Source organism: Microvirga sp. 3-52, assembly GCF_018383585.1.
Lineage (GTDB): Bacteria > Pseudomonadota > Alphaproteobacteria > Rhizobiales > Beijerinckiaceae > Microvirga.
The window spans coordinates 1-22,711 of record NZ_JAHAMK010000042.1; the positions used below are offsets into that span (position 1 = coordinate 1).

Sequence of the window (22,711 nt, forward strand, 5' to 3'; positions counted from 1 at the left end):
TGAGGAAGGTCGCCGCGCGCACCGGCGACCAGAACACGCGCACGCAGATCAGCGGAATAGGGCTGGGGCATGGCTTGCCTCCCGGGCCATATGCCTGTCAACGCACAGCCCACCCGAATGGATTCAAGTCCAGATCAAAAGCGCTTTAGGCGACGCCCCTGGCCTGCGCGACGCCGAATCCTCGATGGCGGCCGAACTGATGCGGCAGGCAGGGTCCAGGCCCACGGCCATCCTCGACGAGCCGATCTTCCTCGCGTGGCTCGGCGAGCGCCGCGAGCGCCAGCGCAGGAGCGGCATCCCGGCCGCGATCTTGAGCTTCAATCCGGACGCCGCCGACCGCCTGCGGCACGAGACGGCTCCCTGTGAGAATGATACGGCAATCCTCCTGGCCTCGGACGGTTTCTCCGCCTTGGTCGATCTCTACGGGGCGATGGATGCCAGGGCTGTCATGGAAGCCGCTCTCATATCCGGCCTCGAGCCGCTGGTGAAGCTGGCGCGGAAGATCGAGACCGAGCAGGACCCGGACGGCAGGCTCTATCCCCGGTTCAAGGCGAGCGACGACACGACGGCGATTCTGCTGAGAGCATAGCGCGTTCACGCCCGTCAGGGCCAAAGCGCTCCCGGTCATGGCGAGCGGGCGTCACCGCGGCGGCCGGGCCTGACCCGGCCATCCCATCGGACGAGCGCGGCGCTCCACAGGATCGGGATCACCGGGACAAGCCCGGTGATGACGGCGGAGAATGTCGCGGCCGTTCCCGTACACGCTCCGGCAATCCACGCTGTCAGACATGCTGCCCTCATTCCGGCCTGCGCGGGAATGACGATGTCGAGGATCGAGCGCCATAAACCTGCGCCCGATCCCGGATCTCCGCTGACGCTCCCACCTGGGTGACGGAGTGGGGGAAAATGGACGTCCCGGGAATGGCACCCGAGAAAGCAGTAAAAGCAAAGAACATCAGTGGATTAGACGAGGCGGCTGATCCCATGTCTCACCTTCCCGGGCGCCTCTGCGAAAGTGCCACAGCCGCAAGCCTGCCCGCGGCCGGACTTGGCCCGACAATAAGTTGCTGAAACGTAAACGGATTTCGCCTCTCGCCTTGCCTCTGGAAAACCCCTCAAAATGCTTGAAAATTGCGGCGTTCTCCCCCATCTAAGAGGCTGATTTCTATTGGATTCGCGGGCCTGCCGGATGGCTTGACGAAGCGGCACCATAAGCCGCCTCTCGCGAAAGGGCAGACCGTTTTAAGAAAGACCAACCTTGACCGATCCGAACGATATCCGCTCCGGCGGCCCCGCGGGGGACCAGCCGGGCAGCGACATCAAGCTGATTTCCATCGTCGACGAGATGAAGCGCTCCTATCTCGATTACGCCATGAGCGTGATCGTGAGCCGCGCTCTGCCCGATGCGCGGGACGGCCTCAAGCCCGTGCACCGGCGCATCCTCTATTCGATGCACGAGAACGGCTATACGCCCGACAAGAAATACGTAAAGTCCGCCCGCATCGTCGGCGACGTGATGGGTCAATACCACCCGCACGGCGACCAATCGATCTATGATGCCCTGGTCCGCATGGCCCAGGACTTCGCCATGCGCGTCATGCTCGTGGACGGGCAGGGGAATTTCGGCTCCGTGGACGGCGATCCGCCGGCGGCCATGCGCTACACCGAGTCCCGCCTCGCCAAGGCGGCGATGCCGCTCCTCGACGACATCGACAAGGACACGGTCGACTTCACCCCAAACTACGACGAGTCCAAGGACGAGCCGGCGGTCCTGCCGGCGCGCTATCCGAACCTGCTCGTCAACGGGGCTGGCGGCATCGCGGTCGGCATGGCCACCAACATGCCTCCCCACAACCTGGGCGAGGTCATCGACGGCTGCTTGGCCTTCATGGAAAATCCCGACGTTTCGGCCGAGGAGCTGATCGAGATCATCCCAGGCCCGGACTTTCCGACCGGCGCCCTGATCCTCGGGCGCGCCGGCGCCCGCTCGGCCTATACGACAGGCCGCGGCTCCGTGATCATGCGGGCCAAGTCCGAGATCGAGGAGGTCCGCAAGGACCGCGAAGCGATCATCTTCACCGAAATCCCGTATCAGGTGAACAAGGCCTCGCTGATCGAGAAGATCGCCGAGCTGGTGCGCGAGAAGAAGATCGAAGGCATTGCCGACCTGCGCGACGAATCCGACCGCGACGGCATGCGCATCGTGGTCGAGATCAAGCGCGACGCCATGGCCGACGTGGTGCTCAACCAGCTCTACCGCTATACGCCGCTCCAGACGAGCTTCGGCGCCAACATGGTGGCGCTCAACGGCGGACGTCCGGAGCTCATGACGCTGAAGGACCTGATCAAGGCCTTCGTCGATTTCCGCGAGGAAGTCGTCTCCCGTCGGACCAAGTACCTGCTCAACAAGGCCCGTGAGCGCGCCCACGTGCTGTGCGGCCTCGCCATCGCGGTCGCCAATATCGACGAGGTCATCCGCCTCATCCGCACGGCGCCCGATCCGAACACGGCACGCGAAGCCCTCATGGGCCGCGACTGGCCGGCACATGACATCGCGCCGCTCATCGCGCTCGTGGACGACCCGCGCCACAAGATCAACGAGGACGGCACCTATCGTCTCTCCGAGGCCCAGGCTCGCGCCATCCTCGACCTGCGCCTGCAGCGCCTCACGGCTCTGGGCCGGGACGAGATCGGCGACGAGCTGTCGAAGCTCGCGGCCGAGATCTCCGATTACCTCGAGATCCTGCGCTCCCGTGTCCGCATCATGTCCATCATCCGGGACGAGCTGACCGAAATCCGCAACACCTTCGCCACGCCGCGCAAGACGCAGATCGTGGATTGGGATTCCGATCTCGACGATGAGGACCTGATCGCCCGCGAGGACATGGTCGTCACCGTGTCCCATGCCGGCTACATCAAGCGCGTGCCGCTCTCGACCTACCGGGCGCAGCGCCGCGGCGGCAAGGGCCGCTCCGCCATGACAACGAGGGATGAGGATTTCGTCACCCGTCTGTTCGTGGCCAACACCCACACGCCCGTCATCTTCTTCTCCTCCGAAGGCCAGGCCTACAAGGAGAAGGTGTGGCGCCTGCCGCTGGCGGCTCCCAACGCCAAGGGCAAGGCCCTGGTGAACATGCTGCCCATCAACCAGGGCGAGCGCATCACCACCATCATGCCGCTGCCCGAGGACGAGGCGTCCTGGGACAAGCTCGACGTGATGTTCGCCACCTCCCGCGGCACGGTTCGCCGCAACAAGCTGTCGGATTTCGTCCAGGTCAATCGCGGCGGCAAGATCGCCATGAAGCTGGATGAGGGCGATCACATCGTCGACGTGCAGATCTGCTCGGAGAACGACGACGTGCTGCTGACCACGGCCAAGGGCCAGTGCATCCGCTTCCCGGTCACGGACGTGCGCGTGTTCAAGGGCCGCGATTCCATGGGCGTGCGCGGCATCAACTTGGGTCAAGGCGACGACATCATCTCCATGGCGATCCTGCGCCACGTGGAAGCCACGGGCGAGGAGCGGGCGGCCTATCTCAAGATGCGCCGCGCCGTCACCGGCGAGCAGATGGGGTCGGATGCCGACGCATCGGAGGATGCGGAGGAGATGGAAGGTGCGAACTTCTCCCTCTCGCAGGAGCGCTACGCGGAAATGAGCGCGCAGGAGCAATGCATCCTGACGCTCTCCGAGAAGGGCTACGGCAAGCGCACCGTGTCCTACGAGTACCGCATTACCGGACGCGGCGGGAAAGGCATCACGGCCATGGCGGTCAACAGCCGCAACGGCAAGCTGGTGGCTTCGTTCCCGGTCGAGAACTCGGACCAGATCATGCTCGTCACCGATGGCGGCCAGCTGATCCGCGTGCCGGTGGAAGGCATCCGCGTCGTCGGCCGCAACTCGCAGGGCGTCACGGTCTTCTCCACCCGCGACAAGGAGAAGGTCGTCTCGGTGGAGCACATCGAGGGCGAGGACGACGAGGAAGTCGAGGGCGTTGACGATGCCGCCGCGACCGAAGGCGGCGAGTCGTCGGACGAGTAAGATCTTCCAAGCGTTCAAGAATGCAAAACCCGCCGGCTCAGGTCGGCGGGTTTTTTATTGGATGCCGTCAGTGCCGCCTCGTCATCACCGGCCTCGTGCCGGTGATCCCGATCGGAAAAGTGCGGCGCTTCAAAGCATCGGGACAGGCCGGGCCATGACGCGGAAGCTATTGCTTCGCATAGTTCAGGTGAAGGCTCCGGATCCTCGGCCTGGCGGCCTTCATGGCAGACGAATCCGAGGCGAATTGAGAATCGCCCGCTACGGCGCTCAAGGCCTCCTCGGGGGCGGTGTCATCGCCCTCGAAGATGGGGCTGAAGCTGCAGCCGCCGGGACGGTTGCCCAAGGCTCCGCCCTTCCAGCTCTCGATGCTCCCGCCGTAATCCCATTCGAAGCCGTAGAGAACGAAGGGCCTGCCGTTCGCCTTCTCGACAGTCTTGATCGGTGAGCCGATCCGAAGTCCCTCCGGCCCGGTCCAGCCCGATCCCTCCAGATCGATACGCGCGGGATGCCTCAGCGCTTTCTCATCGGACCAGCGCACCACCAGGCGCCGGGCGGGATCTTTCGGAAAGACGATGCTCGCCCTGACTTCCAAACCTTCCGCCTCATAGACCGTCTCTCGGACGACATTCGCGTGGCCGAAGGCCGCGACGAGGCGCTTGTGGTCGGTATCCTTCGCGAAGGGACCTTGGCATACGAGTTCGTCAGCGAATGCGTGAGCGGCAGTCACGAGCATCGAGACGACGGCAATTCCCAAACGTAGCATGTCAGCCCTGCAGGTTTGGAATCTTCAAGTCAGCTCGCCAGCGTGGAGGAGCATCCTCTCTCTGCTGCACGTGACGGAATTGCCATAGAGGCAAAGGTTAAGACATGTTATATCAAGATATGAACGGAGAGCCATCCTCTCTCCACAGCGATGAGGGTATCAGGTCAGGCTCGCCAGCGCGGCCGGGCTCAAGACCGCGACGGCGGTGATGGCGACGATGAAAAGACGGAAGATCATAGCTCTCTCCTGACCTAAGGTGAGATATATCTCTCATGACCCTGTCCCGCTTGCCGTGTGCCAGCGCACGGCTTGCCCGACAGCCCATATCAAGCTACGCCATGGCCTCATGACCCGCACCGCCCTCTATACCGGCAGCTTCGACCCCGTCACCAACGGCCATCTGGACGTCCTGCGCCAAGCCTGCAGCGTGGCCGACAGGATCGTGATCGCCATCGGGGTTCATTCCTCGAAGGCCCCGATCTTCTCGGCCGAGGAGCGGGCGGAAATGCTGCGCGAGGTCTGCGGGCCGGTGCTCAGGGCCAGGAACGTCGACCTGGAGGTCGTGACCTTCAACGACCTCGCCGTTGAGGCCGCCCGTCGCCACGGCGCGACCCTCATCGTGCGTGGTCTGAGAGACGGTTCGGATTTCGACTACGAGATCCAGATGGCATCCATGAACGCCACCATGGAGCCGGACGTTCAGACCGTCTTCTTCCCGGCTTCGCCTCCGGTCCGCCCCATCACGGCCACGCTTGTGCGCCAGATCGCCGGAATGGGCGGCGATGTCTCGGCCTTCGTGCCGGGTCTTGTCGCCGAGCGCCTGAAGGCCAGATTCAAGCGGCCATAAAGTTTCATCATCCTCGATAAGGAGACCTCTCACCATGAAGCGTTTGCTCGCAGCCGGAGCACTCGTGCTCGCAGGCCTCGTTCCGGCCGCGGCCCAGCAGGCCGCCGACCCGCAGAACACAATCCTCCTCGACACCAAGGACGGGCGCATCACCATCCGCCTGCGGCCGGATCTGGCGCCCAAGCACGTGGAACAGATCAAGGCTCTGACCAAGCAGGGATTCTACAACGGCGTCGTCTTCCACCGGGTGATCGACGGCTTCATGGCCCAGACGGGCGATCCGACCGGCACCGGCACGGGCAAGTCGAGCCTGCCCAACATCCCGGCCGAGTTCACCAAGACCCAGTACAAGCGCGGCTCCGTCGGCATGGCCCGCTCCCAGAGCCCGGATTCCGCCAACAGCCAGTTCTTCATCTGCTATGAAGGCTGCGGACCGCTGACGGGCCAATACACGCTCTTTGGTGAGGTCGTCTCCGGCATGGATGTCGTCGACAAGATCAAGAAGGGTGATGCCGCCGCCAATGGCATGGTGTCGAACCCGGACAAGATCGTGAAGATGCAGCTCGCCGCCGACGCGAAGTAATGCCGCTTCAGCCAACATCCGGGGCGCGGTCGGCAATGGCCGCGCTCCTGCTGTCCGCAATGGTTTCTCCACTCGCCGCCCAGGTGCTTTCCCCCTCTCTCGATCCGGATGAGTGGGAGGAACCCCGTCAGCCGGCGCCGCCTTTGCCCGAGGGCTTGCGAGGCACGATCCGGCCACGTTCCGATGCGCCCAAGGTCGAGCGGATCGACCGCATCGGCCAGATTTTTCAGGCGGTCCAAGCCTGCTGGCGCCCGCCCGCCGGCAGCGGGTATTCCGGGCAGGAGATCACCTTGCGCCTGAGTTTCAAGCGCAACGGCGAGGTGCTGGGCCAGCCCCGCATCACCTTCTACAAGGCCGGCACGCAGGCTGAGCAGCGCGAGCCCTTCACAAGGGCGGTGCGCGAGGCGTTCGAACGCTGCACACCTCTTCCTTTTACGGAAAGTTTGGGGCGGGCCATCGCCGGGCGCATCTTCTCCTTCCGTTTCGTCGATGCCCGGCCTATGTGAGCGGGCAGGCGACCCTTTTCAGCCGATACAGCCAGCACAGGAGATCCCGATGGCAGATCCGGAAAACACCATCATCATGGAAACCACCAAGGGCCGTGTGGTCATCGAACTGCGCCCCGATCTGGCTCCCGGCCACGTGGAGCGCATCAAGACGCTCTCCCGCCAGGGATTTTATGACAACGTGCCGTTCCATAGGGTGATCGAGGGCTTCATGGCCCAGACGGGCGATCCGACCGGCACCGGCACGGGCGGCTCCGACCTGCCGGACCTGAAGGCCGAGTTCAACGCCGAGCCGCATGTGCGCGGAGTCTGCTCCATGGCCCGCACCAACCAGCCGCATTCCGCCAATTCACAATTCTTCATCGTCTTCGACGACGCCCGCTTCCTCGACAAGCAATACACCGTCTGGGGCAAGGTCACCGAGGGCATGGAGAATGTGGACAAGATCAAGCGCGGCGAGCCCGTGCGCGATCCCGACCGCATCGTCTCCATGAAGGTCGCGGCGGACGCGGCTTAAGCCTATTCATCCTTTGAATCCGTCATGCCCGGGGCACCCCGGGCATCCACGTTTTCAGATGAACTGCCTAAGCCCTCATTCTGAGGAGGCCGTCAGGTCGTCTCGAAGAATAATGGCGCTTCCAGAGAACACCGCATCCTCTTTCGAGATGCAGACTGGCGGCTGCTCCTCAGAGTGAGGTTGAGACAGAGTATCCATGCGCGTCGACCTCTTCGATTTCGATCTCCCCGAAACCAGCATCGCGCTCCGCCCCGTGGAGCCGCGCGATGCCGCGCGCATGCTCGTGGTTCGGCCAGATGCCGTCTTAGAAGACCGTGTCGTCCGCGACCTGCCGGGTCTGCTTCAGCCCGGCGATGTGCTGGTGCTCAACGACACCAAGGTCATTCCATCTCGGCTCTACGGCCTGCGCGTCCGTGAGGAGACCGCGGCGCGTGTCGAGATCATGCTGCACAAGCGCGAAGGCGCCGATCGGTGGCGTGCCTTCGCCCGTCCGGCCAAGAAGCTCACTATCGGCGACCGCATCCGCTTCGGGGACGATTCCGAGAGCACGGTCTGCGAGCTCGTGCGCCTCGATGCCGAGGTCGTAGAGAAGGGTGAGGGCGGCGATGTGGCGCTCCGCTTCTCCTTCTCTGGCGCGTTCCTGGACGAGGCTATCGCCCGGCTCGGCGAGCTGCCGCTGCCGCCGTACATCGCCGGCAAGCGCCCCACGGACGACAAGGACCTGAACGACTACCAGACCGTCTATGCCAAGGACGAGGGGGCCGTCGCGGCCCCGACCGCCGGTCTGCATTTCACGGAGGACCTTTTCCGCCGTCTCGACGAGCGTGGCATCACCCGCCAGTTCGTGACGCTTCATGTAGGAGCGGGCACGTTCCTGCCGGTGAAGGCCGACGACACGAATGAGCACCGGATGCATGCGGAATGGGGCTCCGTCTCCACGGAGACCGCGCAGGCGCTCAATGAGGCGAGGGCCAGGGGAGGGCGGATCGTGGCGGTCGGCACCACGTCCCTTCGTCTCCTTGAGAGCGCGGCTCAGGACGACGGGACCATCGCACCGTTCTCCGGCGACACGGCGATCTTCATCACCCCCGGCTACCGCTTCAAGGCCGTGGACGTGCTGATGACCAATTTCCACCTGCCGCGCTCGACCCTCTTCATGCTGGTTTCGGCCTTTGCAGGTCTGGATTGCATGAGGACCGCCTATGCCCATGCGGTCGAAGCGGGCTATCGCTTCTACTCCTATGGCGATGCGAGCCTATTGTTTCGGCGTTGATATGGCATGTTCATCCCCGGCGCGCGGAATGCACGGGTAGGGGATCCATTCACATGTGCTGCGGATCCCTGGATCCCGTTCCCCTCCACTTCGCTCCGGACGGGGATGACAAGACGAGGTATGAATGACGACCGAGAGCTTCACCTTTACCGTCAACAAGACAGACGGAGCGGCGCGAACCGGCGAGATCCGGATGCCCCGCGGCGTCATCCGCACGCCCGCCTTCATGCCGGTCGGCACGGCCGCGACCGTGAAGGCCATGTACCCGGACCAGGTGAAGGCGCTGGGCGCCGACGTGGTGCTCGGCAACACCTATCACCTCATGCTCCGCCCCGGTGCCGAGCGCGTGGCCAAGCTCGGCGGGCTGCATCATTTCATGAACTGGCCGTATCCGATCCTCACCGATTCCGGCGGCTTCCAGGTCATGTCGCTGTCGGCCCTGCGCAAGATCGACGAGACCGGGGTCACCTTTCAGTCCCACATCGACGGCTCGACCCATGTGCTGACGCCGGAGCGCTCCATCGAGATCCAGGGGTTGCTGGGCTCAGATATCCAGATGCAGCTCGACGAATGCGTGAAACTGCCGTGTCCCGATGAGGTGGCCGAGAAGGCCATGCGCCTGTCGCTGCGCTGGGCCGAGCGCTGCCGGGTGGCTTTCGGCGAACAGCCCGGCAAGGCCATGTTCGGCATCGTTCAGGGCGGAGCGGTGGAGCGGCTGCGCATCGAGAGCGCGAAGGAACTCGCAGCCCTGGACCTGAAAGGGTATGCCATCGGCGGGCTCGCCGTCGGCGAGCCCCAGGACGTGATGCTGCGCATGATCGAGACGGTCGAGCCGCACATGCCGAAGGAAAAGCCCCGCTATCTCATGGGCGTGGGCACCCCTGACGACATCGTCGAGGCGGTGCGTCGGGGCGTCGACATGTTCGACTGCGTCATGCCCACCCGGGCCGGCCGCCATGGCCAGGTGTTCACCCGCCACGGCCGCATGAACCTGCGCAATGCCCGCTTCGCCGAGGACGTGAGCCCGCTCGACCCGGAATCGAAGTGCACGGCCTCGAACACCTATTCACGCGCCTATCTGCATCACCTCGTCCGCTCGAACGAGATCTTGGGCATGATGCTCCTGACCTGGAACAACCTGGCCTATTACCAGGAACTCATGGCTGGCCTGCGCAAGGCGATCACCGAGGGTCGTCTCGACGACTATATCGGCGAGGTCAAGGAGGGTTGGGTCAAAGGTGAGCGGGACAGCAAGGCGGAAATCGGCCAGCACGCCGACAACATCGCCATGGTGGCAGAGGGGTGATCACCTTGGCCCCTCAGGATGTTCCTGCCCGGAAGATCTCCGGGAAGCGTGGCCCTTACGGTTCCGAAGCTGAGGATTTACCTGTCGAGGCGGGGCTTTTCGATTGACCCGAGGCCCGAGAGCCCCTATCTCGGGCTCACCTCTGGGAGCGCGTAGCTCAGCCGGTAGAGCATCTGACTTTTAATCAGAGGGTCCTGGGTTCGAGTCCCAGCGCGCTCACCAATACTTTCAAAGGGTTACCGGCCTCTGCCCTTTGAGCTGTTTTCTTCCAGGTAGCCAATAGCTAGCCACACGTTTGAACGCGGAGGCTGGCTCGGATCAGACCTAAGCCAAGCCCAAGAGCGCAAACGACGAACTCAGTCGTTTGACACCTGCTCCTTCCTCTGCCCCCCAGCGCAGGCGCGGTGCTGTCACAGAATATCCTGTGACTAGGCCGGAGGGTCTGTTCTCCCGCAGTGAGCAGACCTTCAGCGGGCGTGCCTAGACTTCCTAAGTTGAACCGAAGGCGACCTTTGAGGTTGTGCAAGAAGGACCTCATGGCCTCTGTTAAAAGGGTATTGTCTGGCCATCCCAGGCAAAGAATTGTCCAGTGTGCGCCGCCGTGACGGCATCCGTGACAGCCAGCAGCCGCTCGGCAGAATACGCCGGTGAGAACACCTTGTTGATCTTGGTGCCAGACTGAAAGGGGTGACTCAGCGATGTATCGACCGTTCCAGGGTGAAGGGCGACACATACGGCTTCGGGTTTCTGGCGACTGAGCTCGATCGCAATGGTCCGCATAAACTGGTTAAGGGCCGCCTTCGATGCTCGGTAGCCGTACCAGCCCCCGAGGCGGTTGTCCTCGATGCTGCCCACTCGTGCAGAGAGAACAGCAAAGACGCTTTTGCCCGCTTTCGGCACGAGGGGAAGCACATGCTTGGCGACAAGGGCTGGGCCAATCGCATTGATCCGGAAGCTCCGGGCGAGATGTTCCGGATCAAGAGTGCGATAGGTCTTCTCGGGCTGGAGGGCACTATCGTGGAGCAATCCTGTCGCCACCAGGATGAAGCGCAGAGGAGCGCCCTCAACAAGCTGCGCAGCCGCGGCGGCAACGCTCGCCTCGTTCTCAAGGTCGATCCGTCCCACGCGTACGCCAACCAAGCTTCGATGGGATCCCGAGCGCGAAAGCGCATGAACGGTTTCAAACCCTCCGGACGAAAGAAGGTCTATGACCGCGGATCCGATGCCCCCAGATGCACCAATGACAAGGGCCCGGGCCGGCCGCTCGAGGCTGCTCAAGAGGAGTGAGGTCGAGGAAGATGGAGGCATCGCAATCACCTGTCCTTTGCACCGTGAGTTCAGGCTTGGATGATCTGCGTCCTGATGGCGTAGCGGACCAGGTCAGGCAGGGAGTTGAGCTCCAGCTTCCGCATAGCGGCGGCGCGATGCGTCTCCACCGTCTTGATGCTGAGGTCCAGGACGCGCGCGATCTGCTTGTTGCTTTTGCCCTCGGCGAGGAGTTGCACAACCTCGCGTTCGCGCGACGTCAGGCGCTCGGCCGTTGGACCTTCCATCACCACCTGTCCCCCTTTGAGAAAGCCGTCCAGGACAACTTCCGACACACGCCCGGCGAAGTAGGGCTTTCTCTGCGAGAGGCTTTCCACCGCCGGGATAAGCTGACGCACTGCATCGGACTTGAGCAGGTAGCCTCGGGCGCCAGCACCCAGCACCTCCCTGATCAGCTCCTCGCTCTCGTGCATTGTGAAGATCAGGACCTCGGTATCCGGCAGGCTCTGTCGGATCCGGCGCGTCGCTTCAAGGCCATTGAGCTCGGGCATGGACAGATCGATGACAGCCACGTGGGGCCGGTGCTGGAGGGCGAATTCCACGGCGTCCCTGCCGTTCGCAGCTTCGGCGCAGACCTGCCAGCCCGCCTGTTGTTCCAAAAGATCCTTGAGGCCGCGCCGGACGATATCGTGATCATCGGCGAGAAGAATGCGAAGCATGATGGGTCCTAACCGGCCGATGGACTGCCTCTTGGGACATTGGCTGCTCAAAGCGGTTGGTCTGACCCGACCTGCGTGATCGGCACCCTGGCGCTCACGTGGGTCCCCGCAGGGCCTGACCGGATTTCAAGCCGGCCGCCGAGTTGCTCGAGCCGCAACCGCATGCCTGAGATGCCGACACCGATCTGTCGGGCCTCCTCGCTGCCGGCCTTCACGAGGCTCCTGAGCCCTGTGCCACCATCCACAACGTCGAGCTGAACCATATCGGCGGTTCGGTACAGAGCAAGCCGTGCCCGCTTGCTGCCCGAGTGACGGTGAACGTTCGACAGCGCCTCCTGGGCGACCCGGTAGAGGGCAGTTGCCGTGGGACGAGGCAAGGGCTCACCGCTGTTCTCGATGCTGGTGTCGACCTGAATGCCGCTGCGGTGGGAGAATCCGCGGGCGAGCCAGCTCAAGGCGGCCGTGAGCCCGATATCGTCGAGGAGCGGAGGGTGGAGCAGATAGGACAGGGTGCGGACTTCCTGAAGGCTCTGCTCGGCCAGCTCGAGGGTCTCCATCAGTGTGCGGCGGGCGGGCTCCCCCACATCGCGCAGCCCCTCGTGCAGGCGCGTCGTGTTCAACGTGATGGCCAGGAGGTTCTGGGCCGTGGTGTCGTGGAGTTCCCGTGCAATGGCGCGCCGCTCCTCGTCCTGCAAGTGCATGAGGCGGCCACTCAACCAGGCCAATTCCTCCTGCGTACGCTTGACCTCGGTGATGTCTTCATGCGCGATGACGATCCGGCGCGTCTGCGCCTGGTCTGGCCGGGTCACCCGAAGTTGGAACCAGCGCGGCCCCCGTGGGCTTCGGCAAGGATACTCCATCCGGAACTCGGAACGGCCGCCTGCCATGATGTCCCGCAAAGCCTCCGCGGTTCGCGCCGCATCCTGTGACACGGCGGCGGCGGCCTCGCAGACAGCCAGGTAATTCATCCCGACGCCGTGGTTCTCGTCGGCATAGCCGGAGGCGTGGGCAAAGGCGCGCCAAGCCTGGTTGACCGCGATGATCGTCCCGGCTTCGTCGAGCACTGCGACATGGGCCGACAGGGCATCCAGGGTGGAGCGCAGCAAGGCCTCCGCCTGCACGTCGGGCGCGATCAGCGTAGGCAGGCTGTGAGCCTGCGGCGCCCGTGTGGCCGCGCGATGGCGCCTGCGGGGTCTTGGATGATCTACGGATGAGGCATCATCAGGGGTGAGATAGTCCATTATGGCCTCAATCTCGATTGCGGGTCGCTGCTGCATGAAGACATAGGGCGGATTTACGTGGACTTCCCATGGCAGCACGGGAGAAATGCGCTTCCTACGGTGATTATCCGGCTCCCCTCAGGAAACTCCCGATGCAAGACAGGTCGGACCCCGGCCATATCCATCGAGGCTGACGCCAGTGAGCAGACAGAGCGCAGCAATCAGAGGATAGAACAATGAACGCGAAGTATAGTGTTTACGCCGTAGCCGCCATGCTCGTCGCGGCAAGTCCGGCCGCAGCCGCGGACCTTGTTGAAACCGCTGTCAGCAACGGCAGTTTCAAGACGCTGACGGCCGCCCTTCAGGCTGCCGGACTTGTTGAAACCCTCAAGGGCAAGGGCCCCTACACGGTGTTTGCACCCACGGACGATGCCTTCAAGAAGCTCCCAGCCGGAACGGTCGAGAATCTCCTGAAGCCGGAGAACAAGGCGCAGCTCCAGAAGGTGCTGACCTATCACGTCGTGGCTGGGAACGTCATGTCCGGTGATCTCAAGGGTAAGACGACGAACGCCAAGACAGTTGAGGGCAGCGCCGTGCGGATCGATGCGAGCGGCAACACCGTCAAGGTGGGCGACGCGGTTGTCACACAGGCTGACGTCAACGCATCGAACGGTGTCATCCATGTGATCGACAGTGTGATCATGCCGAAATCCTAGGATCGGCAAAGCTTGTGGATGGCGGTGCGCCGCCATCCCGAACATTTCAGATATTGGTGATGTGGTCACCACCTGATGCCTCCTCAAAAGGAGGTGTCCGACTTTGGCGCAGCCGGGAGGCCGATCGAATGAATGGCGAGTCATCGTCCTGGCGGACGAAGTCGGGTTTCGCATGCAGGTTCGAGCTCATGCTGCGATGCTGTGGACCTCGTCGTTCCGGCGACATATTCAAACAAAAGGCTACGGTCAGGATACAGAATGAACTCATCCTTACCGGACTCCATCCGTCTTATCCGCCCCATGAGACTGAATCAAAGGGGAGAGCATGGACTTCATGGAAATGACGACTAAAGCTGCAAACACCTTGATGTCGGAAGCTACGCTCGATGAGCTCCGAGAGCTGGCGCAAGACTTGCGTGCTCTAGCACCCGACAGCGCCCTCGCCGACCTCGTCGAAGTTAAGATCGAGCAGCTCTCGGCCGGGGGCGAACAGGATTAGCAATCTTCGCTGTGCTTGGGCTGGCACATCACCGCTTAGTTTTACTCAGGTCCATGAGGTGCCTTCCATGAGATTCTATTCAACCGTGACGCTTAGAAGGTCCAAAGCGTGAGACGGAACCTCAGAATGTCCTCTCCTGGCACTCCTGAGGCGTAAGAGCTTTGTGCGCTGTACCTGAGAGCCAATGTTCACTGGGCGGTCGGAATAGGAATGTTTGACCCAATGCAGACCCTTGGCTGGTTTGGATATCGTAAAGGGGCTGGCTCCGAAATTCAGCCGTCGAGTCGCCTGCTCCAATCCTCTACGATCCCGGTAGCGAAACGTTTTTCGGCATGATCCCGCCATCCCTGAGCAAGGGCTGGCAGTTCTGAAATTTGGCGAAGGGCGTCTGCATTCATGGTGTCGACGTAGAAGTGATGCCACACCCGATTGATCGTCCAACACTCGTTTGTGCGCTCCACCAGCTTCAGGCCGTCACCTGGGGACACGATCCCTTCTTCCAGCACGCGGTAGTACCAGCCTGTTCGGCCTGTGACCTGCACGCGTCTGGACATTCGGATGTCGGCGAAGCGCTCATTCAGCTTCCAGCACGGTTGCCGGCCTTGGCTAACCTGTACCAGGGCATGGCCTAAGCGGAAGATGTCGCCTATTGCGACGTCGGCTTCGGTCAGTCCTGCGGTCGAGACATTCTCCCCGAAGGCTCCGGGTTGATCGAGAAGAGCATGAGGGCCGATTTCGGATTTCCATAGGGCATAATGATCGAAAGGATAATGATGCACGGCCTTCTCCGGCCCGCCGTGACGCACTGCGTCCCCTTGCTCATCACCCTGAAACCCAATGCGGCGCAGGAGCACGGGCGCCGTAGCCGGAGCCTTGGCAATCCCACTCGGCGCTGCCCGTTTCCCGAGAGGCCTCACGCCGCCAATCAGCAGCGCCATCAGAGGAATCGAAAAGTTCGGCATCATCGTGCGCCTTGGAGACCTGCCAACCATTCCTCGAGCAGCGCGCCAGCGGCTAATTCAAGCTTCTTGCCGTATCTCTGGCCGTCCTGGCGTAATCCCGGGACATCGATACCGGCTGCGGCAAGTTCTGCCGCATGTCCCACAAGCCAGCGTTCAAATCCGAGCCCGGTTTCGGCTTCGGGATGAAACTGGATTCCCAGGATTGTCTCGCCGATCGAGAAGGCCTGCTGCTGCACGAGCGATGTGGAGGCAAGATTCGTTGCACCCTGCGGCAGCGTATACGTGTCACCATGCCAATGCAGCACCGACACACCTTCGAGATGCCGCAAAGCGCTCGCCCGCCCCGCATCCGTCAGATCGACCGGCGCGAAGCCGATCTCCTTGACTCCTGCCAGGAACACCGAGGCACCGAGGGACGCAGCAATCAACTGGGCGCCGAGGCAGACTCCAAGGGTAGGGCGTTTGGTTTCGAGGCGCCTGGCGATGAATTCCCGCTCGGCCTTCAGGAACGGGTAGATCGGGTCCTCATAAACACCAATCGGGCCGCCGAGAACAACGAGAAGGTCGGGCTCGATGGGGTCTTCGCCGGGAAAGCCGGAATCGCCGACCGTCATATAGCGGATCGCATACCCTGCCCCTTCCAGCGCAGGTCCAAAGGTGCCGAGATCCTCGAAATGGACATGCCGAAGCACAAGTGCGGCCCTCACCATCGGGTTGCCTCACCTGAACTCCATGACCGCTGCGTTATAGGAGCTTCACAGAAATCTCTTGAGAAATCGATGTCCCGCGACACAAGCACGTGCGTCGTGGGAGTTGTTGCGTTGACCGGGTCGATAAGGGTAATCCTCGTCATGGTTCTCTCTTCTCTGCTCGCGTGGAGGGAGAAATCAGCCGGTCCGCCGATGGCAGTCGACGGACCGGCAACTTCGCTCATCGGGCAGGCATTACCTTGCCGGGCAGGCTCAGGTTCCCGGATGCGACCTTGAACACGTTGTCGACGCACAGGAGCGGCGCATGAAGGTTCCCATTGACCTTCAGGCCTGCCGTCACGCCGTCGAAGGACGCCCCGGTGATCCCGCCGAGCACCGCGAGAGGGATTGCGACATCGACCGCGTCACCCTTGAAGGTCGTTGGGTATTCGGGGCTGTCGATCAGGAGGGGAACGTTGGGCCAGGTTGCCGGAACCTTAGGCTTCGAACCTTGCGGAATGTCGACGACCTTGAGCCCGCCGCCGCAGGCCTTGTCCTCCGCCAGCACGACCCAATGGGGGTGCCAGACGTCGCGGTTCTTCTTGCCAAAGGCGCCGTCGTCGAATTCCGGATGGAACGTTACCGCCAAGGCGATGATGCCGCGATCCCGGTCGAATCCGATATCGCCGCTGTTGAGGGAGGTCGGCCATACATAGGCATAAACCTCCGAACTCTCGAACTTGCCAGTGGCCTTCGGCTTGTCCTTGCCTGCATCGGCACGAACTCGGGTGGTGAACACGGCCGTGTCACCCTTCGCGACGATGGTAGTCTCGATGATATCGAACGACGCCCGCACGGCTTGGGATGGTTCAGCCTTGATCGGGTGAGCCGCGGCAGTGGTGAGACAAAGTGGGATTGTTCCGGCGGCAAGCACACCGGCTGCAAGATGGCTGATCATGGTAGGTCGTCCTTTTCCTTCTAAGTCGCGTGGAGGGTTGAAAGGCCCCCTTGGAACGCCTCCCAGGTGGCAGCCCGGGAAAGAGGGGGAGCGGTTTCGTGCTCGCGGCATTCGATTCGCAGGTCGCGCTGGCCGAATGACGCATTCACGAAATCACATTGGTGCGGCCGAGTCTTGTCGGCATGCACAAAGGGTCGGAAGTAGCGGCAGCTCGCGCACATGCGCTGAACCGGGATAACACCGGCCTCCTGCATGTGGCGGATCATCTTGATGAGCGAGATCAGGAGATCCGCCTGCTCAGCTTCGGAGAGAGCTCGGATGGCTTGATCGGCTGCGCCTTCAACTGCGTCGCCGGTCAAGAACGACTGCCTGCCGGCATCCGTGATGCAGACGGTGACAGCGCGCCTGTCGCCCGGGACGGGCTGCTTAACGACGTAGCCTTTGCGTTCCAGAGCATTGATCGAGTCTGTGGCCGATGGCTGGGAGACCCCGAGATTGAGGGCGATCTCCGTAACGCTCAGTCCGTTCTCCCGGCCTTCAAGCGCCTCAAGGATCGTCATTTGGGTTGGATTGAGCCCAGCATCTCTTGCCCGTAACCAATCGTCAGACCGTAAAGCCACGCCCATCCGGGCGAGTCCTTCGCGCAGCCGATTGTGCAGAGGCGTGGCGATGAGGGGTGTTTCCATGGCGATAGATATATAGGAGTCCTATTAATACGCAAGTTGGATCTATGCAGTTGCTCATCTTGGTGATGGAGCATCCATGCTTTTACGTGCTGAGGTAAGACGGCTGCGCACCGAAAGCGCTGAGTTTTAACGCGAATTTACACCTTCTTACTCGTCCGCCCACGCAGCCCCGGAGACACTGCCTGCCATCACTGAAGGGGCTCAGGGCCTATTCTAATGATCTTCACGGGATGCCGGTAACGGAGAGACCGGCATGGCGGAAGAAGCGGACGATCATCTCGGGGTGACGTTTGAGGCGGCCGAACTCGCGCCGGGCGAGCCGATGCAGGTCGTCGACTGAGCCGGGCAGTGCGTTTGCCATGGCGCGCTTGACGAGGGCATTGCATTGTTCTTCCGGATTCAACTCCGGGGCATACGCCGGCAGATTGGCCACCGTATAATCCTGCGCATGCGAAGCGATGAAGTCCGTTGTCACCCGTGAGCGGTGCGCATTGAGCCGATCCCAGACCACCAGCAGCGGCGTGCCGATCTTACGGCGGAAGAAGCGCAGCGCTTGGATGACACAGCGGCTCGAGATGCTCGTGCGGAAATGACGGGCATACAGCCGCCCGTCCGGCGTGATCGCCACGATGCTCGACACCTCGCGTCGCTTGCTCACCCGCCGCAGCACCGGGGTCAGCCCGCGCCGTGCCCAGGTCGTGCCCGGCCGGATCCGGAAGCTGTGGCCGGTCTCGTCCCAGAGGACAAGGGTGCGCTGCTCCCGGCGCGCCTTTTTTTGAGCGCCACCCAGTCCCGCTTGGACCAGACCGCGATCACCAGCTCATCGCGCTCCTTCGCCCGTGTGGCCGGGCGCTGCACGCTGAAGCCATGCGCCTTGAGCGGACGCTCCAGGTAGCGCGGGTGGTAGTGGACCCCGAACTCGCGCGCGATCAGGGCCGCGATGCGCTCGAGCGTCCACCGTTCAGTGGCAAAGCCTGCCGCCACCGCACCCCGATCCAACAGCCGGCCCAGACGAACCCAAGCCTTCTCATCAAGGCGGGGCGATGGTCCCGGGATGGGTCGCGCTTCCAGACCGCGCGGGCCCTCTTGGGCCAAGGTGGCGGCCCAGCGGCAGACACTGGCGCGACTGCCCCCCACATGCCGGGCAATGTCTGCTTGAGAGAGCTGCCCCTGGCGCAACAGCGTCGCGGCCGCCAGGCGACGCTCCTCCATCTGCTCCGACGTCAGATGCGTCGGCCGCCAAACGTTGCCTTCCATCGCGCACCTCCTCACGATGACGGACACCGCCCTATGTTACACCTGTCGCGTGAAGATCAATAAAACCAGGAGCACATCATGGTTCGGACGCCCGCTCTCATTACCGGTGCCTCGACTGGAATTGGTGCCGCCTATGCAGAACGGCTCGCCCAACGCGGGCATGATCTCATCCTCGTCGCCCGGGATGCGATGAAGCTTAAGCAGGTTGCGTCCAGCATCGGGGAGATGACAGGTGTTGCGATCGATATCATTCCCGCCGATCTGACCTCGGATGTCGATCGAGCGATGGTCGAGGAGCGTCTGCGTGAAGACCCCGGGATCTCGATCCTGGTCAATAACGCCGGTGTATCCAGCAATACGACGATTCTGAACGCCGACCCTGATCGGCTTGAGGACCTGATCAATCTCAACATGGTTGCGCTCACCCGCCTGTCGGTGGCCGTAACCCCGCGATTGGCGGCACGGGAGCATGGGGCGATCACCAACCTGTCCTCGGTCACGGCGCTCATTCCTGCCGCCTTCGAACCCACTTATCTGGCGGCGAAGGCCTACGTGCTGGCTTTCAGCGAGTCCCAGGCGGCCCAGCTCGAACCTCACGGCGTCCGTGTCCAGACGGTCCTGCCGGGCATGACCCGAACGGAGATTTGGGCAAAGGGAGGTCACGATCTCACTGCGATGCCGCAGGACATGAACATGGAAGTCGGGGAGATGGTTGATGCGGCGCTGGCTGGCTTTGACCTTGGCGAGACGGTCACTATCCCGTCGCTCCCCAACGTCGGGCAATGGACCGCCTTCCTGGAAGCCCGCGCGACACTCCAGCCGCATCTGTCGCTCCGGCACGCAGCAAGGCGCTACAGGGTTCAGGATTGGAAGCGGGAGCACGCCCTCGATGAGGCGTTGGAGGCGACATTCCCGGCAAGTGATCCCATCGCAGTGAGTGGATGTCATCCCAGAACTCCATGACACTGCGTGGGCTAAGTCGTTCTTTCGTCATCTTCCCCTGAGACATCTTGTCAGGCATAGTTTCCCGCCTGCCCACGATGCCTAAGCCAGATGAAGAACGCGGATGTCAGATTCGGCCCGTTCACGCTCATTTCCTCTGAGCGCGTTCTGCTGCGCGAGGGCGAGCCAATCAGGATCGGCAGCCGTGCCCTGGACATCCTCATTGCGCTCGTGAGCCGGGCCGGGGAGGTGGTTACGAAGGAGGAGTTGATCTCGGCCGTCTGGCCAAGAACCTTTGTCGAGGAGACCAATCTCCGGGTCAATGTCGCCGCCCTGCGCAAGGCGCTCGGGGATTTGCAAGAGCCCTACAGGTTCATCTCCAACGTCACTGGCCGTGGCTACTGCTTCGTCGCATCGGTCAGCGAAGCCAAGGAGCCCGCTCGACACATCCAGGCGGAGACGTCCAAGCCTCGGCAGACGCTCCCGGCAACAGGCTCCCTGCCGCGGCAGGGGGGACGGGTCATCGGGCGGGACGGAGAGCTCGATCTGCTCGATCGGCAGCTCCACGATCTCCGGATCCTGACCATCGTCGGCACTGGGGGCATCGGCAAGACGACAGTTGCCGTCTGCCTCGCCCAGCGCAACTTCGGTCGCTTCCTGGAGGGGATTGCCTTCGTCGATCTCGGGCCGCTTGCGGACCCGGCATTGCTCCCGACGGCGGTAGCGAAAGGGGCAGGTTGTGTCCTCGGGACGGCCGATCATCTCACCGAGCTGGCGGGGCAGCTCGGTGAGCGCTCCATGCTGCTCATCCTCGATTGCTGCGAGCATCTCGTCGATGACGTCGCCCGATTGGTAGAGACCCTGGCAGCCAGTGCACCCGGTGTCCGCTTTCTCGTCACGAGCCGAGAACCGCTTCGCGTGCAGGGGGAACGGGTCCACCGCCTTGCCCCGCTTACCTTCCCGTCCGAGGTAGAGGCGGACAATGCGGCGTCCGCTCTCGAATTTGCGGCCGTCCAGCTCTTCGTCGAGCGGGTCGCCGACAGCATCGGAGGCTACGATCTAGGTGATGCCGAGGCGCCCCTCGTGGCGGAGATTTGCAGACGGCTGGACGGCATCGGCCTGGCGATCGAGCTGGCTGCCGCACAGGTCGACAGTTTAGGGATCGAGGGGCTTGCCGTCTCGCTGCGGAACAGTTTCGATGGATTGACGCGAGGGCGGCGCACTGCGCTCCCACGCCATCAGACCCTGCACGCGGCGCTGGACTGGAGCCACTCGCTCCTCGACGAGCCCCAACGCTTCGTGCTCAGCCACCTGTCGCTGTTCAACAAGGAATTCACGATGGAGGCTGCGTGGGCGGTGGCTTCCGACGGAGGAACCATCGACCTCACGGCCTGTCTCGGCGACCTAGTCGCGAAGTCACTGGTAGTCGCCGACCGCAGTATCCATCCGGCCCGGTACCGCCTGCTCGACATGACGCGCTCCTACGCGGCGGAGAAGCTGTCGGCTTCGGGCCGAAGTGAGGAAGCGTCCCGCCGCCACGCCGCGCATTACCTCGCGCTCTTCGGACAGGCGGCCGACCAATGGCAGGCGAGCCACGATACCGATTGGCTCTCTCTGCATAACCGTGACATGGGAAATCTGAGGGCCGCCCTGGATTGGGCCTTCTCCTCGCAGGGCGATCGCATGATCGGGGTCGGTCTGACAATCGCGGCCATTCCCCTCTGGTATCAGCTCTCCTTGGTTGATGAGTGCCTGATGAGGGTTCGTCAGGCCCTCGAATGGCTGGAGCGGCAGGACAAGCCCGACGATCGCAGCCTGATGCAGTTGTACGCGGCATTGGGCTTTCCCTACATGCGCGCAATCTCCGGCCGCCCGAGCGGCGCCAAGGCATGGGAACGCTCACTTGGTATCGCGCGGCGGATCGACGATGTCGATTTCCAATTGCGGGCCTTGTGGGCTTTGTGGGTGGACCGTACGAACAGCGGCAATTCCCGTGCTGCTCTCGAAATGGCCGAGGAATTCCACCGGATGGCGGCGCGCTCGCGGGATCCGGCGGACCGGCTCATCGGTGAGAGAATGCGCGCCCGTTCGCTGCATTTCCTGGGCGACCAGCCACGAGCCGAAGCGCATGTGCGCCGCATGCTCGACGAATATCGTGCGCCGGCCAACGGAGCTCATTTGGCCCGTTTCCAATACGAGCAGCGCCTCACGGCGCGGGTCACGCTTGCCCGCGTGTTGTGGCTGCGCGGTCGCGCGCAGGAAGCTCTCGGCGAAGTGGAGGACATGATCGAGACGGCCTTACAGGTCGACCACAACTTGACGACATGCCATGTCCTGTCCGACGCCGTCTGCCCCGTCTACCTGATGGCCGGAGATCTCGACCGCGCACAGCACTACACTGGAATGCTCCTCGAACGGACCAAGGCCCATGCGCTCGATGTGTGGCACGCCTATGCCGAGTGTTTCCAGGGCGACATCCTGATCCGCCAAGGCAAGGCCACAGCAGGCGTGCCACTAGTGCGAAACGCGCAGGACCGGCTGGAGAGAGCCGGCTTCCATCTCTATCGAACGGTCTTCCATGCTGTCCTTGCCTCCGGCCTCCAGGCACTCGGTCGTGTCGACGAGGCGCTGGGTCTGTTGGATAGGGCCTTGGCGCTGACGCGGCAGACCGGCGAAGCCTGGTACGTGCCCGAACTCCTTCATCAGCACGCTCGGCTGCTCATGACGCGGAGCGATGCGCAGGAAGATGCCCGGCGCCTGATCGCGCAGTCCCTGGCCCTGGCAACGGAGCAGGGCGCGGTTGCCTGGACCAGCAGGGTGAGTTCTTGGCACCCTGAAGAGGCCCGTTAACACCCTTTTACACCGCTTAACTGGTTCACATCGCCGACCGGGGTCATGGTTGTGTCGACCCGAACACGCAACAGATCCCGAGGGATGTGCGATGACATCGCGGACTTTCACTT

The 22,711-nt window shown here is 62.9% G+C and carries 22 protein-coding genes and 1 tRNA gene; 13 read left to right on the top strand and 10 right to left on the bottom strand.

Annotated features, from left to right (window positions below; genetic code table 11):
* The first annotated feature begins 184 nt into the window (after nt 1–184).
* Both KHP60_RS22140 and gyrA read left to right on the top strand, forming a co-directional pair.
* Complete coding sequence (locus tag KHP60_RS22140) at nt 185–589, top strand: hypothetical protein (protein WP_213566455.1); 405 nt, start codon at nt 185–187, stop codon at nt 587–589.
* 756 nt (nt 590–1,345) lie between these two features.
* A complete protein-coding gene (gyrA, locus tag KHP60_RS22145) occupies nt 1,346–4,039 on the top strand; it encodes a DNA gyrase subunit A (protein WP_249689028.1) in 2,694 nt (897 codons plus the stop codon).
* Nucleotides 4,040–4,205: 166 nt separating this feature from the next.
* On the opposite strand, the gene KHP60_RS22150 is transcribed toward gyrA, so the two are convergent.
* Nucleotides 4,206–4,802 (bottom strand): hypothetical protein, encoded by a 597-nt coding sequence (locus tag KHP60_RS22150; RefSeq protein ID WP_213566457.1) that lies wholly within the window; start codon nt 4,800–4,802, stop codon nt 4,206–4,208.
* 346 nt (nt 4,803–5,148) lie between these two features.
* On the opposite strand from KHP60_RS22150, the gene coaD reads away from it, so the two are divergent.
* The 7 genes from coaD to KHP60_RS22185 all read left to right on the top strand — a co-directional run bounded on the left by coaD (nt 5,149) and on the right by KHP60_RS22185 (nt 10,056).
* Complete coding sequence (coaD, locus tag KHP60_RS22155) at nt 5,149–5,649, top strand: pantetheine-phosphate adenylyltransferase (protein WP_213566458.1); 501 nt, start codon at nt 5,149–5,151, stop codon at nt 5,647–5,649.
* 34 nt (nt 5,650–5,683) lie between these two features.
* Nucleotides 5,684–6,232 (top strand): peptidylprolyl isomerase, encoded by a 549-nt coding sequence (locus KHP60_RS22160; RefSeq protein ID WP_213566459.1) that lies wholly within the window; start codon nt 5,684–5,686, stop codon nt 6,230–6,232.
* A 35-nt stretch (nt 6,233–6,267) separates the two neighbouring features.
* The gene (locus KHP60_RS22165; RefSeq protein ID WP_213566460.1) at nt 6,268–6,738 is read left to right on the top strand and encodes a hypothetical protein; all 471 of its coding nucleotides are present in this window, start codon (nt 6,268–6,270) and stop codon (nt 6,736–6,738) included.
* 49 nt (nt 6,739–6,787) lie between these two features.
* Entirely contained in the window at nt 6,788–7,255 is a 468-nt protein-coding gene (locus KHP60_RS22170; protein ID WP_181052337.1) for a peptidylprolyl isomerase, read from the top strand.
* Between the two features lie 196 nt (nt 7,256–7,451).
* On the top strand, nt 7,452–8,528 hold the full coding sequence (queA, locus tag KHP60_RS22175; protein ID WP_213566461.1) for a tRNA preQ1(34) S-adenosylmethionine ribosyltransferase-isomerase QueA: 1,077 nt from the start codon (nt 7,452–7,454) through the stop codon (nt 8,526–8,528).
* Nucleotides 8,529–8,652: 124 nt separating this feature from the next.
* Entirely contained in the window at nt 8,653–9,834 is a 1,182-nt protein-coding gene (gene tgt, locus KHP60_RS22180; RefSeq protein WP_213566462.1) for a tRNA guanosine(34) transglycosylase Tgt, read from the top strand.
* 146 nt (nt 9,835–9,980) lie between these two features.
* A tRNA-Lys gene (locus KHP60_RS22185) sits at nt 9,981–10,056 on the top strand.
* Nucleotides 10,057–10,380: 324 nt separating this feature from the next.
* Here the strand turns inward: KHP60_RS22185 and KHP60_RS22190 are convergent.
* From KHP60_RS22190 to KHP60_RS22200, 3 genes are read right to left on the bottom strand one after another with little or no spacing between them, the layout of a single operon-like run.
* The gene (locus KHP60_RS22190) at nt 10,381–11,142 is read right to left on the bottom strand and encodes an SDR family NAD(P)-dependent oxidoreductase (protein ID WP_213566463.1); all 762 of its coding nucleotides are present in this window, start codon (nt 11,140–11,142) and stop codon (nt 10,381–10,383) included.
* 29 nt (nt 11,143–11,171) lie between these two features.
* Entirely contained in the window at nt 11,172–11,819 is a 648-nt protein-coding gene (locus KHP60_RS22195; RefSeq protein WP_213566464.1) for a response regulator transcription factor, read from the bottom strand.
* A 47-nt stretch (nt 11,820–11,866) separates the two neighbouring features.
* Nucleotides 11,867–13,060 (bottom strand): PAS domain-containing sensor histidine kinase, encoded by a 1,194-nt coding sequence (locus tag KHP60_RS22200; protein WP_213566465.1) that lies wholly within the window; start codon nt 13,058–13,060, stop codon nt 11,867–11,869.
* 215 nt (nt 13,061–13,275) lie between these two features.
* Here KHP60_RS22200 and KHP60_RS22205 point away from each other — a divergent pair, with 215 nt between their 5' ends.
* Together KHP60_RS22205 and KHP60_RS22210 are read left to right on the top strand one after the other, a co-directional pair.
* The gene (locus KHP60_RS22205; protein ID WP_213566466.1) at nt 13,276–13,755 is read left to right on the top strand and encodes a fasciclin domain-containing protein; all 480 of its coding nucleotides are present in this window, start codon (nt 13,276–13,278) and stop codon (nt 13,753–13,755) included.
* Nucleotides 13,756–14,080: 325 nt separating this feature from the next.
* Complete coding sequence (locus KHP60_RS22210; protein ID WP_213566467.1) at nt 14,081–14,254, top strand: hypothetical protein; 174 nt, start codon at nt 14,081–14,083, stop codon at nt 14,252–14,254.
* A gap of 272 nt (nt 14,255–14,526) precedes the next feature.
* Here KHP60_RS22210 and KHP60_RS22215 read toward each other — a convergent pair whose 3' ends face one another.
* From KHP60_RS22215 to KHP60_RS22240, 6 genes are all read right to left on the bottom strand, one after another.
* The gene (locus KHP60_RS22215; protein WP_249689025.1) at nt 14,527–15,192 is read right to left on the bottom strand and encodes an MOSC domain-containing protein; all 666 of its coding nucleotides are present in this window, start codon (nt 15,190–15,192) and stop codon (nt 14,527–14,529) included.
* 23 nt (nt 15,193–15,215) lie between these two features.
* Nucleotides 15,216–15,926 carry a glutamine amidotransferase gene (locus KHP60_RS22220; RefSeq protein ID WP_213566469.1) on the bottom strand — a complete coding sequence of 237 codons (711 nt, stop codon included), beginning with the start codon at nt 15,924–15,926 and terminating at the stop codon, nt 15,216–15,218.
* Nucleotides 15,927–16,146: 220 nt separating this feature from the next.
* Nucleotides 16,147–16,863 (bottom strand): hypothetical protein, encoded by a 717-nt coding sequence (locus KHP60_RS22225; RefSeq protein ID WP_213566470.1) that lies wholly within the window; start codon nt 16,861–16,863, stop codon nt 16,147–16,149.
* Between the two features lie 20 nt (nt 16,864–16,883).
* On the bottom strand, nt 16,884–17,549 hold the full coding sequence (locus KHP60_RS22230; protein ID WP_213566471.1) for a MarR family winged helix-turn-helix transcriptional regulator: 666 nt from the start codon (nt 17,547–17,549) through the stop codon (nt 16,884–16,886).
* Nucleotides 17,550–17,772: 223 nt separating this feature from the next.
* Complete coding sequence (locus KHP60_RS22235) at nt 17,773–18,339, bottom strand: transposase (protein WP_249689031.1); 567 nt, start codon at nt 18,337–18,339, stop codon at nt 17,773–17,775.
* Nucleotides 18,225–18,806: a winged helix-turn-helix domain-containing protein gene (locus KHP60_RS22240; protein WP_213566473.1), complete on the bottom strand. Its 582-nt coding sequence runs from the start codon at nt 18,804–18,806 to the stop codon at nt 18,225–18,227. Before KHP60_RS22240 ends, KHP60_RS22235 begins: the two co-directional genes overlap by 115 nt.
* Nucleotides 18,807–18,884: 78 nt before the next feature.
* On the opposite strand from KHP60_RS22240, the gene KHP60_RS22245 reads away from it, so the two are divergent.
* Nucleotides 18,885–19,769, top strand: a complete 885-nt coding sequence (locus KHP60_RS22245) for an SDR family oxidoreductase (RefSeq protein WP_213566474.1) — start codon at nt 18,885–18,887, stop codon at nt 19,767–19,769.
* A gap of 90 nt (nt 19,770–19,859) precedes the next feature.
* Entirely contained in the window at nt 19,860–22,598 is a 2,739-nt protein-coding gene (locus KHP60_RS22250) for a winged helix-turn-helix domain-containing protein (protein ID WP_213566475.1), read from the top strand.
* Nucleotides 22,599–22,711 lie beyond the last annotated feature (113 nt).